The organism is Halovivax limisalsi (assembly GCF_023093535.1).
Classification (GTDB): domain Archaea; phylum Halobacteriota; class Halobacteria; order Halobacteriales; family Natrialbaceae; genus Halovivax; species Halovivax limisalsi.
Map to the genome: position 1 here is coordinate 3,172,727 of NZ_CP095757.1, position 18,922 is coordinate 3,191,648.

The following is an 18,922-nucleotide window of genomic DNA, read 5'->3' on the forward strand; positions in this document are numbered from 1 at the left end:
GGGGTGAAGACGGCCCGTCTACCGGTCCCGACATCCTCCGCTCCGGAGTGGCGACGCCGTCTCGTCCACCGAAGCGAACCACGGAACGCACAGTGACATCACTCGGATGGGATCCGATCCGGCACGTCGTAGTCGGGAACCGGCTCGTCACAGACCGAAAAGAGGTGTTCGATCGACTGGACGACGGCGGCACGGGCCGCGGCCGTCGGCCAGGCGTTTCGAACGTAGTACTCGGCGAGAAACTCCTCGATCTCCGCGCCCGTGGCCGCAGGAATCGGTTTCGCGTAGTGATTGCCGACGAAGTCCGCGAATATCGCGGCGTTTTCGGCGTGGGGCTCGCCGTACGCCTCGCGAACGCGGTCGACGCGGGCCCGGTTAGCCGCGTCGAGCGCGTCCCAATCGTCCGGATCGCCGGGACCGGCGAGCGAGAGTTCGACCGCCCGATCGGTCTCGTCGATCCGGTCGATCCGGACGACGCCGTCCTCGAGCCAGTCGGTCGGATAACAGACGAGCGTGTCGTCCTCGGCCCTGATGCGCGCGGTGTAGCCGTGTTCGGCGAGGATCGAGGCGCGACGCGTCTCGTAGGCCTCGCGCTCGTTCTCGTCGACCGCGCGGCGGGCGAGTCGCGTCAGCCGTTCGACGGCTCGGAGGTCGTCGGCCGGGAGCGCTTCGTCCGCGAATCGGTCGAGCGAGGACGCGTCGGTCGCTCGGTCCGACGAGGATTCCGCCGTCTGTCGTTCGGGGGACGATCCGTCGGCGTCGGGACGATCGCCCTCGGGTCGATCGGCGTCGTCTCCTGCGGGGGCAGTCATTCGGTGTCGGCGGTTGGCCCGTCGGACACATGCGCCTGTCGGTCGCCGGCCGAGCCGGCGGTCGATCGCGCGTCGGCAGATCGTGCGTCCGTTGGGTAGATCTATAGGCCGTCGTCACGTCACCGTCCGGTATGCTCGAAGGCACGGAGCTCGAGCGCGACGTGGTACAGTTCGCCGTGCGCGAAGCCGTTTCGCTCGCCATGGAAACCCCGCTCGGCGACCCCATTCGGGAGGCGGTCGAGGCGACCGGCGGCGCGACGGGTGCGCGCCTGGCGGAACCGACCGGTGAGAGCGAATCGGTGACCGAGGCGGTCGAACCCGAACCCGGCGACGACGCGGACGGGTCCGGCGGGCGATCGGTCGGCCGGACGGTCGTCGGGATGGCAGTCGCCGGCGTCGCGATCTACCTCGCGCTCCGGTGGTTCGGCGCGGGCGAGGAGTAAGGCCAGACGACGGGCGAGTCCAGAGCGAAAAGTCGACGTGCGACCCAGGACGGCGGGCCCGGCCGACCCCGACGCAGCTTCAGTCCCCGTCGAGCGCCTCGTTGGCGAGTTCGTCCGCCCGGTCGTTGACCTCGCGCGGGACGTGTTCGATGGTCCACTCGTCGAACGCCGAGAGGTGTTCGCGGACGGTCACTCGCTTCTCGCGGAGTTCGGGATCGTTGGTGTCGTACTCGCCGCGGACCTGCTTGACGACGAGTTCCGAGTCGCCCCGACAGTGGAGTTCGTCGAACCCGAACTCGCGGGCGGCCGCGAGGGCGTCGACGAGCGCCTCGTACTCGGCCTGGTTGTTCGTCGCGCGGCCGATGCGCTCGCTGCCCTCCGCGACGATTCCGTCGCCGCTGACGAGGACCCAGCCGATCGCGGCGGGGCCCGGATTGCCGCGCGCGGCACCGTCCCAGTAGAGGTGCGCCCGGCCGCCGCCGTCGCGGAGGACGGCCGTGATGTCCGTCGGACGGGCCCCCTGGACGACCACCTTCCCGTCGTAGGCGATCGCGGTGGCGTCGCCGTGGCTCGCCCGCCAGCGTTCGTGGTCGGTGTTTCCGGACTCGACGGACACGCCCGCCTCGGCCAGTCGCTCACGGGCCGCGTCGACGTCGCACTCGATAACCGGCATCGACCGACCGAAGACGGATATCAAATAAAACCTTTCTGGTTTCTATCTGAATTTCAGAACTGTTCTGGCGTAAAATACCCGAGGGGGCCAAAATCGGCCTACAACCGGTGCCCATCCGCGGAAGGTTTATATATATGGAAGATACTACTATAAAAGTGCGATGACACGGTCCACCCGCCAGCGGGAGCGCACGCGCGAGACAGAGGAGGAAGCGGAGTCCGAGGGAGTCCGCGCCTGTCCGGAGTGCGAGTCCGACAACCTGGTGAAAGATTCTGATCGAGGGGAACTCATCTGTGAAGACTGCGGACTCGTCGTCGAGGAGGAAAAGATCGACCCCGGCCCGGAGTGGCGCGCGTTCAATCACCAAGAACGCCAGGAGAAGTCCCGCGTCGGCGCGCCGACGACCCAGACGATGCACGACAAGGGGCTGACGACCACCATCGACTGGAAGGACAAGGACGCCTACGGGCGTTCGATATCCTCGAAGAAACGCAGCCAGATGCACCGGCTGCGCAAGTGGCAGGAGCGCATTCGGACCAAGGACGCCGGCGAACGCAACCTGCAGTTCGCCCTCTCCGAGATCGACCGAATGGCCTCGGCGCTCGGCGTTCCGCGCTCGGTGCGCGAGGTCGCGTCGGTCATCTACCGTCGCGCGCTCAAGGAAGACCTCATCCGCGGGCGATCCATCGAGGGCGTCTCGACGTCCGCGCTCTACGCCGCCTGTCGGAAGGAAGGAATCCCGCGCAGTCTCGAGGAGATTTCCGAGGTCTCCCGGGTCGAGCGCAAGGAGATCGGGCGCACCTATCGATACATCTCGCAGGAACTCGGCCTCGAGATGCGCCCCGTCGACCCCAAGAAGTACGTCCCCCGCTTTTGCTCCGAACTCGAACTCTCCGAAGAGGTCCAGACCAAGGCCAACGAGATCATCGAGAAGACAGCCGAGGAGGGGCTGCTCTCGGGCAAGTCCCCCACGGGCTACGCCGCCGCGGCCATCTACGCCGCCTCGCTGCTCTGTAACGAGAAGAAGACCCAGCGCGAAGTCGCCGACGTCGCCCAGGTGACCGAGGTGACGATCCGGAACCGGTACCAGGAACAGATCGAAGCGATGGGCATCCACGGCTAGGTCGCCCACTCGCCGCGAAACGACCGCCCCGCACTCCCCGGCCGACGTCCGGTCGGCCGAACTCCTCCGCCGCGTTCGACGACCCGACACCACCCGGTCTCCCGCTGGTTCGGGGACGTCCGTCGGCGGCACCGTCGGGTTCGGGTCGGACCGGGCCCCGCGCCGACGGACAACATTAACACCGCGCGCCGCTTACCGACGGTAGATGCGCCTCGACGACTACATCGAGGACTTAGAGCCCGACGAGGAAGCCGAGCGGCGGCGCCTCGCCAAGGAGAAGTCCTACGCGATCACGGACCACCTCGAGACGGTCGAGCGCCGGTTCGACGACGCCCTCAGCGGCGACTCGCTCGTCGGGTCGAGCGCGCCCTCGATCTTCGTCGGGCGATCGACGTACCCCGACGTACCCGTCGGCCTGCTCTCGCCGGTCGGCGACGAGGGAAACGCCGCCGACTACGTCACCGACGGCGAGTGGTACCGAAAGGAGTACGGCATCGACGACGTCCTCCAGCGACGGACGGGGCTGCTCAACTCGAGCAAGCGGGCGAACGTCGACGCCCCGAGCGTCGCCTCGCGGCTGTCACCGTCGGTCCACGACGTCTGGGAGGGGTTCGTTGGCGTCCAGCGCGAGGTCGCCATCGCCGACCGGCCGGTCGACCTCGAGATCGGCCTGGACGGCAAACCCGACCTGAATCTCGACGTCGGCGCCGACGTGGCCACGCCGCGCGGGCCGCGCGCCACCGCGCGCGACGCCGAGCTCCGCGAGAATCCCCACGTCCCCCGACAGGTCGAGAAGACCCTCGAGGACGACGACTGGCAGGCCCAGGGCGCGATGACCTACCTCTACCGTCGCGGCTTCGACGTCTACGAGATCAACTCCATCCTCTCGGCGGGTGCGCTGGGGCAGGCCGAGAACCGGCGGCTCGTGCCGACGCGGTGGTCGATCACCGCCGTCGACGACGCGGTGGGCGAGTACCTCCGCGGGCGGATCAGGAACGAGCGGAGCGTCGACGAGGTTCAGGTCTGGCTGAACGAGTACGTCGGCAACCGCTACTGGGTGATCCTCGCGCCGGGCACCTGGGAGTTCGAACTCGTCGAGATGAAAGCGCCCGGCAGCGTCTGGAACCCCTCGCCGGGCGGGAACATCTGGATGGGCAGCGCGAGCGAGGGCTACGAAGGCCGGTCGAGCTACGTCAAGGAGACCGCCGGCGCGTACTACGCCTCGAGACTCGGCGTCCTCGAACACCTCGAGTCGATCGGGCGCCAGGCGAAGTGTCTGGTGCTGCGCGAGGTCTCGGACGAGTACTACGCGCCGGTCGGCGTCTGGCAGGTGCGCGAGAGCGTCCGCAACGCCTTCGAGGGCGAGTACGGCACCGCCGAGACGTTCCACGAGGCGATCGCGACGGTGAGCGAGCGCCTGCCGGTCTCGCTCGAGCGCCTCCGGCGCAAGTCGGAACTCGCCGCCGGACTGCAGTCGAACCTGGCCGCGTTCGCGACCCGGACCGACTGATCGTCCTTGTCGACCTCCTGTCGACGAGTCGACGCTCCTGTCCGGCACCTCGACGGCCCTGGCGAACGGACTATGGTCCCGCCGGTGCTCGGACGACACGTGCTCGAAGTGCTCGCCCTCGTGACGCTCCTGATCGTCGTGCCGATCGTCGTCCTCGCCGTCATCGGCGGCGTCGTCGCCTGGCTGGAGGAAAACGCCGAACGGGATCTCGAGGACCTCGAAACGGCACCCGGGGACGGGGAGGGCACGGTGCGGGAATCGTCGGACGGAACAACGGGCGACCCAGAATCGAACGGTTCGGGCGACGAGGCGGCCTGAGGGGGCGTCTTCTCGAACGACGGACCCTTCGAACCGTCGCGAGCGACGGTAGGCTGACCCGCTCGGGACCTCAGTCCTGCGCGATCGATTCGGGGGTCGACGGAGCCTCCGGTTCGGGGTCGTCCGTCACCCGCCAGTTCTCGCTAAAGACGACCATACTGGCCTTGAGCACCGCCAGGATGACCGGCCCGAGGAAGATGCCGAGGAAGCCGAGCAGGTAGATGCCGCCGAGGACGCCGACGAGGACGACGCCGGGGTGCAACCCGGAGCCGCGATCGACGACGATGGCCCGGAGGTAGTTGTCCACCACCGAGAGAACGGCCACCCCGTAGGCGAGGAGGACGAGCGCCGAGCCGGTCTCCCCGGTGAACCAGAGGTAGCCGACGGCCGGCGTCCAGACCACCCAGACGCCCATGACGGGGATGACGCCCATGACGATCATCACGACCGTCCAGAACGTCACGTTCGAGACGCCGACCAGGTAGAGGCCGATGCCGCCGAGGGTCCCCTGCACGACCGCGATGAGCAGGTGGCTGTTGATCACCGCCCAGGCCACGGTCGAGATCTCGTCTTCCAGTTCCCGCTGGACGTCGTCGTGCAACGGGACGACCTGTCGCATCCAGGCGATCAGCGTCCGGCCGTCGAGGAGGAAATAGTAGAGCAAGAACGCCAGCGTCATGAGCCCGACCGTGGTGTGCAGCGTCGTGTTGATCACGTTGACGAGTTCGGAGAGGACGAACTCGGACGTCGAGAGCCCGACGTCCTCGATCGTCGTCAGGATCGTCGACTCGAGGTCGTCGACGTACACCGCGGGGATACCGACCTCATCGACCAGGAACGTCCGACTCGACTCGATCATCACCTCGAGGTCGCCGGTTCCGAGCCGGTCGACGAACTCGGCGGCCCACGAGACGAGCAGGAACGAGAACACGACCAGCGGCACGACGGCGACGGCGAACGCCGCCACGGTGAGCAGCGCCGCTGAGACCCGGCCGCCGACCCGCGGAGCGAGCCGTCGGTGGAACGGGTGAAGCACGAACGCGAGCAGCGCCGCTCCGAGGACGTACTGGAGGAACGGCGCGACCATGAGGTAGCCGATCACCGCGAGCGCCACCACCAGTCCCGCGAAGAACTTCGTCCGAACGTCCATGGATCACCCTGACTGTAAGTTCACATAAGCTTTCACCTTCGAGGAGAGAGGTCCGCGGCCGCTCGCGGCGTCCGAACCGAGGCTACAGAACTCGCAGAGGACGGCGTTACTCCCCGGCGTCAACGGTGTCGAGTCGCTCGAACAGTTCGTCGACGAGGGCGCCGGTTCGATCGACGATGTCGCGCCAGGCCTCGTCGTCCGGCGCGATACCGAGGCGGTGGGCGATCTTCATGATCGAGAGGTGATAGACGCGCTGGCGGCCGGGCTCGACTTCCCAGACGACCACGTTACAGGGAAAGAGCCCGCCGATCCGCAACGTCTGATCCAGCGCCTCGTCCGCAACGGCGGGGTTACAGGCGCCCAGCACGTAGTACGGATCGCGGTCCGCGTCGACCTTCTCGTTGAGCAGGTCCGACGGCGAGAACTCGACCGGAATCCCGAATCCGACGTCCGTACAGACCGAGCGGACGTGTTCGATCGCCGCCTCGTGATCCATCGCGAGCGTCGCCTGTTTCTCACCGTACTCGTCCGGGTCGATCGTCTCCGGGTCGAACGGCAGGTCCATAGTACCAGGTTCTCGTCCGCGATGAAAAACCTCCCCCTCGATCGTCGCGCACTCGCTCTCCCTGCCGACCACCACGCGGTCCGCACCGCTTTAGAGCGGAACCGGCAGCCACTCCAACACCGAGAGCGCGGGTCGGGGGTCGAACAGCGGGTCGTGGAGTACCAGCCAGTCGAGCAGGACGAGGCCCGCGCCGTGGGCGATCACGGATGGGAGGACGGAGTTCGACGCGTAGTCGACCCCGCCGAAGAGCGCGTCGGTCGGGCCGGAGAGGACGAACTCGATCGGCGGCTTCCCCCAGTGGTGGAACATGTACAGCACGGGGCTGATGAAGATCGCCCCGATGCCGATCTCCGAGACGCCGACGCAGAGGAGGCCGCGATAGTAGGTCTCCGCGGCGAGCGCGAGCGTGAACAGCTTCAACGCGTGCGGGATGAATTCCCCGGGCGCGGTGCCCGTCGACCAGATGGGATAGAACTCGCGGATGGTCGGCAGCGTCGAGCCGACCACGTAGAACGGCAGGACGAACAAGCCGAGCAGGACGGCGTTGCGAACCGCGGGGCGAGTCACGCGCCAGCCGACGCGCTTGCCGTGAGTGAGCCCCAGCGCGAGCGGGCCGCCGATCAGTAAGGTGACGTCGACGACGAGCCGGCGATCGATATCGGCGGGGACGATCGCCATCCAGCACACCGTGATGAGGCCGCCGGCGAGGAGCGACTGCTGGACCCAGCTCAACCTCGACAGCCGGCCGCGGATCGAGCGGCGTTCCGTGCTGGCGCCGTCGACGCCCACGATTACTCCGCCGTCCGAACGGGGCCGTCACCCATCGCGTCGCGGATCTCGCGTTCGAACGCCTGGCGCGACTCGAAGTACGTCTCGTCGACCGTCGCGAGGAGGTCCTCCAGGGCCACCGGACCATCCGGCGTCCTGACGACGGTCTCGCCCTCGCGCTCGTCGACCCGGCTCGCCTGGATCGGCCAGTGGAGTCGACTCGCAACGCGGGCCAAGGGCGCGCCCTCGACCGGAACGGGCTCGCCCAGTTCAACCCCGGCGTCCTCGTCCTCGTCGTCGCTCATACCGATGCGTACTGCGGGATGTCGATTCAAGGTTTCGCTTCGGCACACGGCCAGCAAACACCCGTGGCGACGACCCACCGACGAACGCCGACCGGCAGGCACTCGAAACCGACGGGCGTCGGACGATCCGGGCCCTGACGACGGGATCAGGGCGTCACCTGTCGCGATTCTGACGGGGCGCTCGGGGATCCGCGTCTGCCGCGCGTCTGACGTACTGTTTTGGGGCGGGCGTGCGAACGAGACGGTATGACCAGCCTCTCGGAGGTATACGCGCGAAACGAACGGGAGGTGACGAGCCCCGAACGGCTCTACGGCGGCACGGCGCTGTTGCTCACCGGGGCGGCGCTGGCCGTCCTGGCGGTCCTCGTCGTGACGACCGACCTATTCACGTTCGCCGTCAGCGGGACGTACGTCGAACGCGAAGCCGCCGGCATCCTGGGCGGGCTCGCCGTCCCGGCGGTCCTCGTCGGCGTCTTCACCGTGCTCCCGGCCAGTCGCCGCGCCCAGGCCGCGGCAGCGATCAGCGCCAGCCTGTGCGTCCTCGGGGTGGCGCTGTTCAACCACGCGTACCCGGACCACTGGGACGGCCACGGTCAGGACCTCACGTTCTACGTCGCCGTCGTCTACCTTCTGGGCCTCATCAGCGCCATCGTCTGTCTCTTCGTCGTCGTGGTCAACTTCAAGACGCGAAACGACCCCGGCGGCGCCCTCGAGATGAACGTCACCCGCCGCGGCGAGACGAAGGTCGTCGAAGTCGAGCGCGACCGCGGCCTGGGCGGCGTCGGCCTGATGGGCGGGACGCCGGACGGCGAGGTCGAAACCCAGACCAATCGGCCCGACGAGGACGGTTCGTCGCGGAGCGCCGGCGAGGCCGCGTCCTCGGTCGCGAGCGCCGCCCGATCGGCGGTGTCGGCCGGTGCGGACCAGGGAGGATCGATAGTCGGCGGGGCGGGTCCACGCCCCACCAGCGACGGCGGGACGGACGCCCGGGAGATCACGAGCCCGCGAGCGGAGGCGTCGACCGACCGGACGACGCCGGCGGAGCCGGCGGATCACTACTGCGGCAACTGCCAGCACTTCGAGTACCGGCGCGATTCGTCGGGCATGGTTCCCTTCTGCGGCCACGACGGCGAGCGCATGGAGGACATGGACGCCTGCGACGCGTGGGAACCCAACCGGTAAGTGGACCGCGAATCGGACTGGCTAGAGACCGAGTATCGGACGGACCGCGTCGAACCAGCCGGCCTGGACGCCGTATACGATAACAGCCGCCAGGGAGAGCTCGACCGCGGTGATGAGCAGGGTGACGACGTCGGCCGCGTGACTGTTCGCCGGGACGCCCACCGGCAGGCCGTACTCGCGACCGAGCAGCGGGTAGAACAGCGCGATCCCGCGGGTGTTGCCCGCGACGTCGAGGACGTAGTGGGTGACGATCCCGATCCAGACGTACTGGAGGTTGCCGAACGCGTAGGGAAACGCGGCGAAGCCGGCGAGCAGCGGGAGGTTGTGCAGCGTCTTTCGGTGATCGCCCATCACGGTGTCGATGTCGGGGACGAGGGCGCCGAGCATGACCGGCACGCCGATCTCGAGGATCGCCCGCGCGGTCGCCTCGCCGCCGCTCGGCTCGGCGAGCGCGCCCAGCCCCGCGCCGACGAGGACCGCGTTCATCACGTGGTCCCGTTTGTTCATACACACGAGGGGAGTTTCGGCGCGGATGAATACCTTTCCTTCCGGCCGTTATCGGAAACCGAAACCGGGTTCGTTCTCCATATTTGACTACAGTCGGCACTTACCACGGGTGTTGAAAGCGAGCAGCAGGTTTCGATCGGTTTTCTAACGTCTATTGGCGGTCTACCCGGCACAGAATCGGAAACGGATCGGGAATTCGGCAGTCCGACGACGGGCGGACCGAACGCGGACCGTCCGGAACTGAGGGCGCAGCGGCGGCCGACCGTCAACGCTCGACGCGATCGGCCGTCTCGAGGAGGCATTCGAGCGATCGCTCGACCGTCGCGGCGCGGATGGCCGCCCGATCGCCGTCGAATTCGAAGCGCTCCGCGTCGGCGAACGACGACTCGCTGCCCCACGGGCCGGCGTACGCGACGCCGACGTAGACGGTGCCGACCGGTGTATCCTCGGCCCCGCCCGTCGGTCCGGCGACGCCGGTGATCGAGAGCCCCCAGGTGACGTCGCAGGCGTCGCGGACGCCCCGGGCCATCTCCCGCGCGACGGGGTCGGAGACGGCCCCGTGCTCGTCGAGCGCCTCGCGGCTCACGCAGAGGTGGCGACGCTTGGCGCCGTACGCGTAGGTCGTCAAGCCGGCCTCGAAGTAGTCGCTCGCGCCCGGAATCGCGGTCAGCGTCGCGCCCACCAGCCCGCCGGTGCAGGATTCGGCCACCGCCAGGGTTTCCTCGGCGTCTCGAAGCGCGTCGGCGACGCGCATCGGCAGGTCGCGGTCGATGTCGTCGTTCATGCGCCGACGAACGACCTCCGCCGTAGTCAAACCGGTGGACCGGCGTCGCCCGTCGGTCGTTCCGTCGCGGCGGGCCAGCGACGCGACCCGTCACGCGTTCGCCGCCGACGAAAGAACCACGACCCCGTCGCCCCAGTACCTTACGTATGGAGTACGAGACGCCGCTGTTCTTTCACGTGATGGCCTACGCGGCCGACGCGGACCGCGACGTGGTCGACATGGTGAGCGGGAACCCGGACTGGGAACCTCCCGAGGCGCTGCGCGAGGGGCTCCGAGCGTACGCGGACTTCGACGCCGACCGCTTTCAGTACCCGCCGAGTCACGGCCTCCGGGAGCTTCGCGAGGAGATCGCAGCCCGGCGCGGCGTCGACGAGGAACGGGTCGTGGTGACCAACGGCGGCGGGGAGGCGAACTACCTCGCGATGGCCCGCGCGTTAGAGCGCGACGCGGGCGACGAAGTCGTCCTCACCGACCCGGTCTACCCCTACTACCCCGGGAAGACGACCATGTTGGGCGGCCGGCCGCGGTACGTCTCGGCCGGCACCGACGGCCAGCTCGACCCCGACGACGTCCGCTCGGTCGCGAGCGAGGACACCGCCGCGATCGTCGTCAACACGCCCAACAACCCGACGGGGGCGGTCTACCCCGAGTCAACCGTCCGCGAACTCGTCGCCATCGCCGAAGCCCACGACGCGATCTGCGTCGTCGACGAGGTCTACGACCACTACGACCTCTCGGGCACCTTCACCAGCGCGCTCTCGGTCGACTCCGACCGCCGGATCGTCACCAACGCCTTCTCGAAGACGTTCGCCATCACCGGCTTTCGCGTCGGCTACGCGATCTTCCCGCCCCACCTCGTCGAGGACGCCAAGAGCCGACACATGCTCGTCAACGTCGCCGGCAGCCGACCTGCGCAGTACGCCGTCCTGCAGGCGCTACGGAATACGGATCCGGCCTACCACGAGGCCAATCGCGAGCTGCTCCGCGAGCGCGTCGCGACGTTCACCGACGCACTCGACCGGGCGGGTGCCGACTACACTCGCCCGGACGGCGCGTTCTACGTCCTTGCGCGCTTCGAGGACTATCCGGGGACGCTCGAGAACACCGAACGGCTGATCGACGAGGCCGGCGTCGCCGGCATGCCGGGGTCGGCGTTCGGCGAAACCTGCGAACCCTGGCTCCGGTTCGCGCTCGTGACGCCGCGGCTCGAGGAGGCCGCCGAGCGACTCGCGGCGTACTTCGCGTAGCGAGCGGGCGACGGTCCGACGACAGCATCCCTCGACCGACGCATACTCGTGACTGGATCGACTTCGTCGGGTAATGAGCGGACTCGACGTCGAACCGGCCGAGGGGGACGAACGGGCCGACAACGAAATCGAGGTGACGCCGACGGAGTCGGTCGACGACCGCGACGTCGATTCAGGGGACGGCGCCGGATCGGCCGACGGAACGCAGCGGATCGACGTCTCGGTCGACGACGGCGAGGGCGTCGACGGCCCGTCGTACGTCCTCTACGGCGGGAAGGGCGGCGTCGGCAAGACGACGATGGCCGCCGCGACGGCCATCTCGAGCGCTCGCGACGGCGTTCGCACGCTCGTCGTCTCGACCGATCCGGCCCACTCGCTCTCGGACGCGCTCGAGACGGACGTCCCGAGTTCGCCCGAGCGATTGCGCGAGGACGTTCCGCTCTACGGCGTCGAGATCGACCCGGAGGCCGCGATGGAGGCCGGCGAGACCGCGTTCGGCGGCCCGGGCGACCCGTTCGGCGACGCCGGGATGGACGCCCAGGGCGCCGGCGAGGGGGCGAACGACGGGACTGGCGACGGGCCGTTCGGCGCAGGGGGAGCCGGTCCCTTTGGCGACGCAGGGGGAGGCGGACCGTCCGCCAGCGCAGACGGCGGACCGTTCGGGGACGAAGGGGGTCCCTTCGGCGGGCTCGCGGCGGCGATGGAGGGAGAGAATCCGATGGCGGGTCTGCTCGGCGGGACGATGCCCGGCGCGGACGAGGCGGCGGCCGTCCAGCTCCTGCTCGAGTACCTGGACGACGATCGCTTCGACCGCGTCGTCGTCGACACCGCGCCCACCGGTCACACCCTCCGTTTGCTCGAACTCCCCGAACTGCTCGACTCGATGGTGGGCAAGGTCCTCACGGTTCGTCAGCGGATCGGCAACATGATCGACGGGATCAAGGGGATGTTCGGCGGCGAATCCGGCCAGGATGGCCTCGACGTCGAGGAGCTCCGCGCGCTGAGCGATCGCATCGAACGCCTCCGGGAGGCGCTCCAGGATCCGTCGCGAACCGACTTCCGGATCGTCACGGTCCCCGAGGAGATGAGCGTCCTCGAGTCGAAGCGACTGCGCGAGCAACTCCAGTCGGCGGGGATACCGGTCGGGACGGTCGTCGTCAACCGCGTGATGGAGCCGCTGGCCGACGTGACCGACGAGGTGTCGGGCGAGAACTTCCTGAGCCCGAATCTCGACGACTGCGAATTTTGTCAACGGCGGTGGGACGTCCAGCAGGACGCCCTGGCCGAAGCGCAGGACCTCTTCCGGGGCACGGACGTCCGGCGCGTCCCGCTGTTCGCCGACGAGGTCCGCGGCGAGTCGATGTTGTCGGTGGTCGCGGCGTGTCTCCGGGGGTAACGAACGACCGACGATCACCGCGAGAACCGTCGTTCGGTGTCAGTCGTCGATCACGACGACGCGCAGGTCGTTGACGTTCGTCCCCGTCGGGCCGGTTCGTACCAGCGCGGATTCGGCATCGAGCATCGTCGCCGCATCGTGTCGGTCGAGTGCGTCTCGCGCGTCGGGGATCCGATCCGCGAGCGTCGTCTTGTCGACGATCGCTCCGGCGGCGTCCGTCGGGCCGTCGACGCCGTCGGTGTCGACGCTCGCGAGGACGGCGTCGATGTCTGCCTCGGCCAGGTCGATCGCCGCGGCCAGCGCGAGTTCCTGGGCCGGCCCGCCGGTGCCGTCGCCGTCGACCGACACCGTGACCTCGCCCCCCGAGAGCAGGACGGCGGGTGGGTCGATCGGCTCGCCACGAACGGCGCACTCTGATGCGACGGCGGCGTGGAACCGTCCGGCCTCGGCGGCAGCTCCCTCGATCGCACTCGAGATGACGAGCGGTCGATAGTCCGCGTCGCGAGCCGCCTCGCGAGCGGCCTCGATCGCCGTCCGACCGTTCGCCAGGCAGTGCCAGTCGGTCGCGTCGAAATCGAGATCCGTTTCTGTCGGGGTTTCCGCCTGGTTACCGGCCGCGCCGCTCTCGAGGTGGTCGACGACCGCGTCGGGCACCCGGTCGCGCAGGCCGTACCGACCGAGGACGGCCAGCGCGTCCGCGTAGGTTGTCGGGTCGGGCACCGTCGGGCCGCTGGCGATCACGCCCGGATCGTCGCCGACCACGTCGCTGATCGCGAGCGTGCAGACCGTCGCCGGGGCGGCCGCAAGCGCGAGTCGGCCACCCTTGATCGCGGAGAGGTGCTTGCGAACGGCGTTGAGTTCGTCGATCGACGCGCCGGACTCCAGAAGCGCGGACGTGGTTCGTTCGAGATCGGACAGCTCGAGATCGCGCGCCGGCGCCGCGAGCAACGCGCTCCCGCCCCCGGTGACGATCGCGACGACGAGCGTCCGCTCGCCGGCCTCGCGCGCCAGCGACAGGATCCGTCGCGTGGCCGCGACGTTGGCCTCGCTCGGTACCGGGTGCGTGCCGTCGGCGACGTCGACGGTGGCGGGCGAATCGAGCCCGTCCTCCGGTTTCGGCGTCGTCACGATCGAGCCGCCGTCGATCCGATCGCCCAGAGCGTCCGCGAGCGCGCGGGCGAGGCCGTCGGCGGCCTTGCCGCCGCCGAGGAGGAGCAGGCGGTCGAAGCGAGACAGGTCGTACGTCGAGTCGCCGACGCGCAGCGTCTCGGCCTCGGCCGTCACGGCCTCGGAGACGAGTCGCGCCGGTCGGGCGGCGGCGATGCCGGCCTCGAGGCAATCGAGGGCGACCTCGTGGGCTGGCGTTCGGGCGTGGCGATCGCGGTTTTCGAACATCGGGATGGGACGGCGGTCAGACGAGTTTGCGAACGACGCCGTAGATCGCGTCGCGCATTCGATCCGGCAGGAAGCGGGCGTAGGCGCCGTAGGTCGCGACCGGTCCGACGGGATAGCGCGCCGGCGGATCGGAACAGGTCGCGGCGTGGACGATCGCGTCGGCGACGTCCGCTGGCGCGCTCGCCAGCGGACCGCTGCCGCCGAGGAGCCGTGTATCCTCGAGGACCTCGTAGAGGTCCGCGTAGTCCGCCGTCCGTTCGGCGGGGAGTTCGTCCTCGACGCGCTCGGTAAACCCCGTCTCGACGGGGCCGGGTTCGATCAGGACGACGTCGAGATCGAACGGGTCGACCTCGACGCGCAGCGCGTCGCTCATCGCCTCCAGCGCGTGCTTCGAGGCGGCGTAGGCGCCGGACCCGGCGACGGCGATCCGACCGTTGATGCTCGAGACGTTGATGATCCGGCCCTCGCCCTGGGCGCGCATGTGCGGGAGCGCGGCCCGCGTCAGGCGGTGCGGGCCGAAGACGTTGACGTCGAACTGGGACTGCAGGTCCTCGGTCGGGACGTCCTCCAGCGGCCCCATCTGGGCGAAGCCCGCGTTGTTGACGACGCAATCGAGCCCGCCCGTCTCCTCTATCACGCGCTCGATCGCCGTCGTCACCTGCGCCGAGTCGGTGACGTCGAGCGTGATCGTCTCGCAGCCCGCCTCGGCGAGGTCGGCCACGTCGCCGGGGTCGCGCGCCGACGCGACGACGGTCCAGTCCTCGTCGAGGAAGGCGAGGGCCGTCGCGCGCCCGATCCCGGACGAACAGCCGGTGATCAGGACGCTCCGCTTTCGCGTGTATCGGTCTTCGTCGAGTCGCTCCTCGGTCAGCGCACGGTCGTCCGTTCCGGCGCGCTCGTCCGATCGCTCCGTCCGGCCCGTTCGCGTCGAGTCGGCCGACTCGCGCGCGTCGGCCGCCGTCGCACTGGTCATACGCGTCCACTTCACACCCTGATACGTAAGTCCCGCCGATTTTCTCCGCCGGCGGACCGGGTGCATCACCAGTCGAGGTCGTCGAGCCGCCCGTCGATCGAGGCGAATCGCCGCCTGAACGTCCGGTACGGATGTTCGTCCTCGACGTGGGGTGCCGGCTCGCGCTCTGTCGACCCGTCCGAACGGGTAACCTGGAAGTGCACTGGACCGTGCTCGGGTTCCGTTTCGTCGCAGTGCCAGCCGAATCCTCGATCGCGATCCGGTTCCCACCACTGGATCCAGTAGTGCGGCCGGTCACCGGTGAGATCGAATTCGACCCGAAGCCTCGCCGGCGCATCGTCCGACCGGCCGAGGAAGACGATCGGATCGACCTCACAGACGACCTCGTTCGCGTCGAGTCGGGACGGAACGTACCGGACCGACTCGCACCCGGCCGTCCGCACCAACCGATCGTGGACCCGCTCGAGGAGTTTGCGCTCCGAGGGAACCCAGACGCCACGTATCGGACCCACCGAACTCACCCGGCCGTTTCGAGCGTCGCCGAATCCGGCAACTCGTCGGTCAGCGTCGTCACGTCGTCGTAGATAGACAAGGCCGAGGCGATGGTCTCCCGCGTTCGTTCGCTGGTCTCCCAGCGGCGGATCACGCGCCGCCGGTCACGGATCGCCTCGGCGTCGAGATCCCCGGCGAGCGATTGTTCGAGTTCGTCGCGCGAATCGACGCCGTACTCCCGTTTCCAGCGGTCGATGCGGTCGGCGATCGCCTCGAGCTCGCCGCGCAGCGACTCCCTGTCGTTCGTCAGCACGAGTTCTCGCAATCGGTCGAAGTACGCCCGCGTGGGATCGGGGAGGTACTCGCCCGAGTCGGTGACGAGCAGTTCGCCCGCGTCGACCAGTTCGTCGAGGTACTTCTTGGCAGTGTCCCACTTGACGTCCGCCTGGTCGGCGACGCAGTTGGCCGTCCGCGGCCGCGAGAGTGTCGTCGCGATCGTCTCGACGCGTTCTCGGGCCGTCGCCGAGTCACTCCACGATTCCATGCGGATAGATCGATTCCGTTTCCCCATATAGATTGGGATCATGCCCAAATTATTGGACCCCTAGTGGGCGACATCCGCTCGACAATACTCAGCGCAGATACTCCTCTTTCACTTCGTCGGCGTACGCGTCGGCCAGCCGCGTCGGTTCGGGAAGCTTGTACCCGGCGGCGAACGCGAGGGCGACGTCCGCCGCCGTCGTCGCGGAGACGCGATGGCCCGCGCTCACTATCAGGGGGTTCACGTGGCGATTCGGCGAGTCGTACTGCTTCGTCTGGACGGCGTAACCGATCGTCGGCCAGTCGGGATCGTCGGTAGAGGTATCGTCGGCCGCGGCGACGTTCACGGCGTCCGCCGATTCGCCACCTTCTCCCTCGATCTCGTCGGGCCCCTCGACGTCCGCGTTCGCCTCGATGGCCACCCGCTCGCCGGCCGCGAGCCCGTCGGTCGAGGCCACCGGCTCGCCGCAGAGGAGGCTCTTCGCGACGCCGATGCTGGGTGCATCGAGCACGACGCCCATGTGCGTCGCAATGCCCGCCTGCCGGAAGTGGATGCGTCCGCTGCCGTCGAAGACGTACAGGTCCGGCTCGACGGAGAGCTCCTCGATCGCCGCCAGAATCGCGCCGCCCTCGCGGAAGGAGAGCAATCCCGGGATGTAGGGGATCTCGAGCGGGGTCACGGCGTGGACGCGCTCGACGACGTCCCACTCCGAGCCTGCGGGTTGTAGGACGACGATCGCGGAGAGCGCGCGATCCTGCTCTAAGAGGAACGACTGGTCGACGCCGGCGACGAGCGGCGGGTCCGCGGGTTCGGCGGCGTCGGCATCGGGCCGCGACTCGGTGGTCGAACGGGCGGACGCCGCCTGCGCGTCGGCCGTCGCCCTGGCGAGCGGGTCGCCGAGGAGCGACGGATCGAAATCAAGGTCGTCCGCGAAGACGGCGCTCCGGGCAATTTCGCGCTGCATGGTCTCCATTTCGTCACGCGAGAGCGACGGGTCGGGTGCGAGGTCCGGGCGGGGCGCTGGCATGGGTGGAATGGTCTGGTGCGGCTGATAATAGCGTCGTGGTTGGAAGGTCCGGTGTCGGCTTCGGTTGGTATCAGCGTCGACAGCGGTTGGCTTCAGTGTCGGGGTGAAACGCGGGACGGTATCAGAACGGGCCGCGCCCGCCGCCGGGTCCACCCGGTCCACCCGGGCCGCCGGGACCGCCCGGGCCCAGCTGGAACTGGTTCGGCCCGCGGATCGTTTGCGTGCGCTTTACGTACTCGCCGACGGCGAAGCCGACGAGCAGGCCGACCAGATGGGCCCCGTGTGCGATCCCGCCGAGACCCGAGAGATTGAACCCGACGAGTCCCAGGCTCAGCACCGCGAAGCCGACCGTCAGCACCCACAGCGGCATCGGGATGAAGAACATAAAGTAGACTTTCAGGTTCGGGTGCAGAATCGTAATCACGCCCAGAATCGCCAGTGCCGCACCGGAGGCGCCGAGCACGCCCGAGGCCGGACCGGGTGTGAGGATCTGAAGCGCTATCTGGGACAGCCCGGCGAGTGCTCCCGCACCCAGGAAGAGTGCCCAGTACTGCTTGTCGCTGAGATACCGCGACAGCAGCGGCCCGAAGAAGAATATCACGATGCTATTGAAAACGAGGTGAAATATATTGGACGGATCGTGGGAGAAGATGGAGGTGATCCACGTCCAGACGTACTCCGGATGCTGTGGCGTAAGGACGAACAGCATTCGGTGGATCGCCGGCCCAGCCAGAAAGATCGTGAGCCACTGCGCGAGAAACGTCACCCACATGAACAGCAGGATCGTGTAGGTCACGTTGCCGCGGAAGTACGCGAGCGGGCCCCCGGGCCCCGTATCGATCGGTAGCTTCGCCATGATACGGTCGGTCGTCGACGCCGACGACCCGTTCACCGATTCGTCGAACCCGCTGTCGAAGACGCCGCCCGGATCGTTCCAGTTCTGCAGCCCGGAGCAATCGTGATTTTCCGGCAGCCGGTGCTCGGAGCAGTGGGTTCCGCCGCAGTGTCGGCAGTTGTACGGCATACTGACCGACGCCCCACACACGTCACACGTCGCCATTGCGCGGGGGTTTGCGCCGGATCGCTATGGGGTTTGGGGTTTCGACCGCTCGCGAACCGGTTCGGACCGTCGCATCGCCGCGGACCGATTCACCGTGCGGCGGATCATTTTTGCCCGCGGACCGTCGAGGGACGAACGTGCAACCGTACGAGCGCGCCCAGCTCGTCGAACGCGTCGGCCGCGACGGGGCGACCGTCGGCGCCGACATCCCGGATCGCATCGAGATCCAGGGCGAGGATATCGACCTCGAATCGTTCGTCTTCGAGATCAAGCGCCGGGAGACGATCCCACCGGGCGAGCGCGACCGCGTGGAGCAGGCGAAGCGAAACCTGCGCCGAGAGCGCGTCGAACGAATGGAGCTGATCGAGGAGGGAGACATCACGTTCGAGGAGGGCGAGGAGCTCGCGCGGGCGATCATCGGCATCGATCGCGCGCTCAACGCGCTCGAGAACCTCGGCCCGACCGACCTCGAACGCGAACGGCAGGCCCAGGACGTCGCCGACCGCAAGCGCTGGATGTCCTTCCTGCGGAAGGCGCTAGGTAACGAAGACGACGCGGCGAACCGTCGCGGGCGGTGACCTGGACGGCGCGGACGACGATCGGGACGACGCGCCGAGCCGGCGCGGGCGGTGATCGGCCGGGCAGTTGGAG

At 68.5% G+C, this 18,922-nt stretch carries 22 protein-coding genes; 8 read left to right on the forward strand and 14 right to left on the reverse strand.

Annotated elements, in window-relative coordinates; genetic code table 11:
* Positions 1-98: 98 nt before the first annotated feature.
* The gene (locus MXA07_RS14840) at positions 99-812 is read right to left on the reverse strand and encodes a DUF7108 domain-containing protein (RefSeq protein ID WP_247729371.1); all 714 of its coding nucleotides are present in this window, start codon (positions 810-812) and stop codon (positions 99-101) included.
* 131 nt (positions 813-943) lie between these two features.
* Between MXA07_RS14840 and MXA07_RS14845 the strand changes: the two genes are divergently transcribed.
* Positions 944-1,255 carry a hypothetical protein gene (locus MXA07_RS14845; protein ID WP_247729372.1) on the forward strand — a complete coding sequence of 104 codons (312 nt, stop codon included), beginning with the start codon at positions 944-946 and terminating at the stop codon, positions 1,253-1,255.
* A gap of 79 nt (positions 1,256-1,334) precedes the next feature.
* On the opposite strand, the gene rnhA is transcribed toward MXA07_RS14845, so the two are convergent.
* Positions 1,335-1,928, reverse strand: a complete 594-nt coding sequence (gene rnhA / locus MXA07_RS14850; RefSeq protein ID WP_247729373.1) for a ribonuclease HI — start codon at positions 1,926-1,928, stop codon at positions 1,335-1,337.
* A gap of 160 nt (positions 1,929-2,088) precedes the next feature.
* On the opposite strand from rnhA, the gene MXA07_RS14855 reads away from it, so the two are divergent.
* The 3 genes from MXA07_RS14855 to MXA07_RS14865 all read left to right on the forward strand — a co-directional run bounded on the left by MXA07_RS14855 (position 2,089) and on the right by MXA07_RS14865 (position 4,879).
* Complete coding sequence (locus tag MXA07_RS14855) at positions 2,089-3,051, forward strand: transcription initiation factor IIB (RefSeq protein WP_247729374.1); 963 nt, start codon at positions 2,089-2,091, stop codon at positions 3,049-3,051.
* A 205-nt stretch (positions 3,052-3,256) separates the two neighbouring features.
* Positions 3,257-4,561, forward strand: coding sequence for a DNA repair protein NreA (gene nreA, locus MXA07_RS14860; RefSeq protein ID WP_247729375.1), 1,305 nt, complete (start codon positions 3,257-3,259; stop codon positions 4,559-4,561).
* 72 nt (positions 4,562-4,633) lie between these two features.
* The gene (locus tag MXA07_RS14865; RefSeq protein ID WP_247729376.1) at positions 4,634-4,879 is read left to right on the forward strand and encodes a hypothetical protein; all 246 of its coding nucleotides are present in this window, start codon (positions 4,634-4,636) and stop codon (positions 4,877-4,879) included.
* A gap of 70 nt (positions 4,880-4,949) precedes the next feature.
* On the opposite strand, the gene MXA07_RS14870 is transcribed toward MXA07_RS14865, so the two are convergent.
* The 4 genes from MXA07_RS14870 to MXA07_RS14885 all read right to left on the reverse strand — a co-directional run bounded on the left by MXA07_RS14870 (position 4,950) and on the right by MXA07_RS14885 (position 7,667).
* A complete protein-coding gene (locus MXA07_RS14870; RefSeq protein WP_247729377.1) occupies positions 4,950-6,029 on the reverse strand; it encodes an AI-2E family transporter in 1,080 nt (359 codons plus the stop codon).
* A gap of 106 nt (positions 6,030-6,135) precedes the next feature.
* Positions 6,136-6,594: a DUF302 domain-containing protein gene (locus MXA07_RS14875; RefSeq protein WP_247729378.1), complete on the reverse strand. Its 459-nt coding sequence runs from the start codon at positions 6,592-6,594 to the stop codon at positions 6,136-6,138.
* Between the two features lie 90 nt (positions 6,595-6,684).
* The gene (locus MXA07_RS14880) at positions 6,685-7,383 is read right to left on the reverse strand and encodes a CPBP family glutamic-type intramembrane protease (RefSeq protein WP_247729379.1); all 699 of its coding nucleotides are present in this window, start codon (positions 7,381-7,383) and stop codon (positions 6,685-6,687) included.
* Between the two features lie 2 nt (positions 7,384-7,385).
* Positions 7,386-7,667, reverse strand: coding sequence for a DUF5789 family protein (locus tag MXA07_RS14885; RefSeq protein WP_247729380.1), 282 nt, complete (start codon positions 7,665-7,667; stop codon positions 7,386-7,388).
* A gap of 246 nt (positions 7,668-7,913) precedes the next feature.
* On the opposite strand from MXA07_RS14885, the gene MXA07_RS14890 reads away from it, so the two are divergent.
* The gene (locus MXA07_RS14890) at positions 7,914-8,849 is read left to right on the forward strand and encodes a cell division protein CdpA domain-containing protein (RefSeq protein WP_247729381.1); all 936 of its coding nucleotides are present in this window, start codon (positions 7,914-7,916) and stop codon (positions 8,847-8,849) included.
* 21 nt (positions 8,850-8,870) lie between these two features.
* On the opposite strand, the gene MXA07_RS14895 is transcribed toward MXA07_RS14890, so the two are convergent.
* Together MXA07_RS14895 and MXA07_RS14900 are read right to left on the reverse strand one after the other, a co-directional pair.
* Complete coding sequence (locus MXA07_RS14895) at positions 8,871-9,356, reverse strand: metal-dependent hydrolase (protein ID WP_247729382.1); 486 nt, start codon at positions 9,354-9,356, stop codon at positions 8,871-8,873.
* Between the two features lie 265 nt (positions 9,357-9,621).
* Positions 9,622-10,140: a CinA family protein gene (locus tag MXA07_RS14900; RefSeq protein WP_247729383.1), complete on the reverse strand. Its 519-nt coding sequence runs from the start codon at positions 10,138-10,140 to the stop codon at positions 9,622-9,624.
* 146 nt (positions 10,141-10,286) lie between these two features.
* Between MXA07_RS14900 and MXA07_RS14905 the strand changes: the two genes are divergently transcribed.
* Together MXA07_RS14905 and MXA07_RS14910 are read left to right on the forward strand one after the other, a co-directional pair.
* On the forward strand, positions 10,287-11,387 hold the full coding sequence (locus tag MXA07_RS14905) for a pyridoxal phosphate-dependent aminotransferase (RefSeq protein WP_247729384.1): 1,101 nt from the start codon (positions 10,287-10,289) through the stop codon (positions 11,385-11,387).
* A gap of 73 nt (positions 11,388-11,460) precedes the next feature.
* The gene (locus MXA07_RS14910) at positions 11,461-12,783 is read left to right on the forward strand and encodes an ArsA family ATPase (protein WP_247729385.1); all 1,323 of its coding nucleotides are present in this window, start codon (positions 11,461-11,463) and stop codon (positions 12,781-12,783) included.
* Positions 12,784-12,822: 39 nt separating this feature from the next.
* On the opposite strand, the gene MXA07_RS14915 is transcribed toward MXA07_RS14910, so the two are convergent.
* The 6 genes from MXA07_RS14915 to MXA07_RS14940 all read right to left on the reverse strand — a co-directional run bounded on the left by MXA07_RS14915 (position 12,823) and on the right by MXA07_RS14940 (position 18,271).
* Positions 12,823-14,178 (reverse strand): glycerate kinase type-2 family protein, encoded by a 1,356-nt coding sequence (locus MXA07_RS14915; RefSeq protein ID WP_247729386.1) that lies wholly within the window; start codon positions 14,176-14,178, stop codon positions 12,823-12,825.
* A gap of 16 nt (positions 14,179-14,194) precedes the next feature.
* Positions 14,195-15,151: an SDR family oxidoreductase gene (locus MXA07_RS14920; RefSeq protein WP_247729387.1), complete on the reverse strand. Its 957-nt coding sequence runs from the start codon at positions 15,149-15,151 to the stop codon at positions 14,195-14,197.
* A gap of 65 nt (positions 15,152-15,216) precedes the next feature.
* Positions 15,217-15,663 carry a hypothetical protein gene (locus MXA07_RS14925; protein WP_247729388.1) on the reverse strand — a complete coding sequence of 149 codons (447 nt, stop codon included), beginning with the start codon at positions 15,661-15,663 and terminating at the stop codon, positions 15,217-15,219.
* A gap of 5 nt (positions 15,664-15,668) precedes the next feature.
* On the reverse strand, positions 15,669-16,187 hold the full coding sequence (locus MXA07_RS14930) for a winged helix-turn-helix domain-containing protein (protein ID WP_247729389.1): 519 nt from the start codon (positions 16,185-16,187) through the stop codon (positions 15,669-15,671).
* Positions 16,188-16,275: 88 nt separating this feature from the next.
* On the reverse strand, positions 16,276-17,211 hold the full coding sequence (locus MXA07_RS14935; protein WP_247729390.1) for an endonuclease V: 936 nt from the start codon (positions 17,209-17,211) through the stop codon (positions 16,276-16,278).
* 121 nt (positions 17,212-17,332) lie between these two features.
* Positions 17,333-18,271 carry a rhomboid family intramembrane serine protease gene (locus tag MXA07_RS14940; RefSeq protein WP_247729391.1) on the reverse strand — a complete coding sequence of 313 codons (939 nt, stop codon included), beginning with the start codon at positions 18,269-18,271 and terminating at the stop codon, positions 17,333-17,335.
* Positions 18,272-18,408: 137 nt separating this feature from the next.
* Between MXA07_RS14940 and MXA07_RS14945 the strand changes: the two genes are divergently transcribed.
* The gene (locus tag MXA07_RS14945; RefSeq protein WP_247729392.1) at positions 18,409-18,849 is read left to right on the forward strand and encodes a DUF5788 family protein; all 441 of its coding nucleotides are present in this window, start codon (positions 18,409-18,411) and stop codon (positions 18,847-18,849) included.
* Positions 18,850-18,922: the final 73 nt, after the last annotated feature.

Excerpts from the sequence above, each read along its gene's own strand:
- MXA07_RS14920 (WP_247729387.1), bottom strand. The coding sequence starts at position 15,151 with ATGACCAGTGCGACGGCGGCCGACGCGCGCGAGTCGGCCGACTCGACG.
- MXA07_RS14840 (WP_247729371.1), bottom strand. The coding sequence starts at position 812 with ATGACTGCCCCCGCAGGAGACGACGCCGATCGACCCGAGGGCGATCGT.
- MXA07_RS14935 (WP_247729390.1), bottom strand. The coding sequence starts at position 17,211 with ATGCCAGCGCCCCGCCCGGACCTCGCACCCGACCCGTCGCTCTCGCGT.
- MXA07_RS14845 (WP_247729372.1), top strand. The coding sequence starts at position 944 with ATGCTCGAAGGCACGGAGCTCGAGCGCGACGTGGTACAGTTCGCCGTG.
- rnhA (WP_247729373.1), bottom strand. The coding sequence starts at position 1,928 with ATGCCGGTTATCGAGTGCGACGTCGACGCGGCCCGTGAGCGACTGGCC.
- MXA07_RS14915 (WP_247729386.1), bottom strand. The coding sequence starts at position 14,178 with ATGTTCGAAAACCGCGATCGCCACGCCCGAACGCCAGCCCACGAGGTC.
- MXA07_RS14890 (WP_247729381.1), top strand. The coding sequence starts at position 7,914 with ATGACCAGCCTCTCGGAGGTATACGCGCGAAACGAACGGGAGGTGACG.
- MXA07_RS14855 (WP_247729374.1), top strand. The coding sequence starts at position 2,089 with ATGACACGGTCCACCCGCCAGCGGGAGCGCACGCGCGAGACAGAGGAG.
- MXA07_RS14910 (WP_247729385.1), top strand. The coding sequence starts at position 11,461 with ATGAGCGGACTCGACGTCGAACCGGCCGAGGGGGACGAACGGGCCGAC.
- MXA07_RS14905 (WP_247729384.1), top strand. The coding sequence starts at position 10,287 with ATGGAGTACGAGACGCCGCTGTTCTTTCACGTGATGGCCTACGCGGCC.
- MXA07_RS14930 (WP_247729389.1), bottom strand. The coding sequence starts at position 16,187 with ATGGAATCGTGGAGTGACTCGGCGACGGCCCGAGAACGCGTCGAGACG.
- MXA07_RS14875 (WP_247729378.1), bottom strand. The coding sequence starts at position 6,594 with ATGGACCTGCCGTTCGACCCGGAGACGATCGACCCGGACGAGTACGGT.
- nreA (WP_247729375.1), top strand. The coding sequence starts at position 3,257 with ATGCGCCTCGACGACTACATCGAGGACTTAGAGCCCGACGAGGAAGCC.
- MXA07_RS14900 (WP_247729383.1), bottom strand. The coding sequence starts at position 10,140 with ATGAACGACGACATCGACCGCGACCTGCCGATGCGCGTCGCCGACGCG.
- MXA07_RS14895 (WP_247729382.1), bottom strand. The coding sequence starts at position 9,356 with ATGAACAAACGGGACCACGTGATGAACGCGGTCCTCGTCGGCGCGGGG.
- MXA07_RS14940 (WP_247729391.1), bottom strand. The coding sequence starts at position 18,271 with ATGGCGACGTGTGACGTGTGTGGGGCGTCGGTCAGTATGCCGTACAAC.
- MXA07_RS14885 (WP_247729380.1), bottom strand. The coding sequence starts at position 7,667 with ATGAGCGACGACGAGGACGAGGACGCCGGGGTTGAACTGGGCGAGCCC.
- MXA07_RS14865 (WP_247729376.1), top strand. The coding sequence starts at position 4,634 with ATGGTCCCGCCGGTGCTCGGACGACACGTGCTCGAAGTGCTCGCCCTC.
- MXA07_RS14870 (WP_247729377.1), bottom strand. The coding sequence starts at position 6,029 with ATGGACGTTCGGACGAAGTTCTTCGCGGGACTGGTGGTGGCGCTCGCG.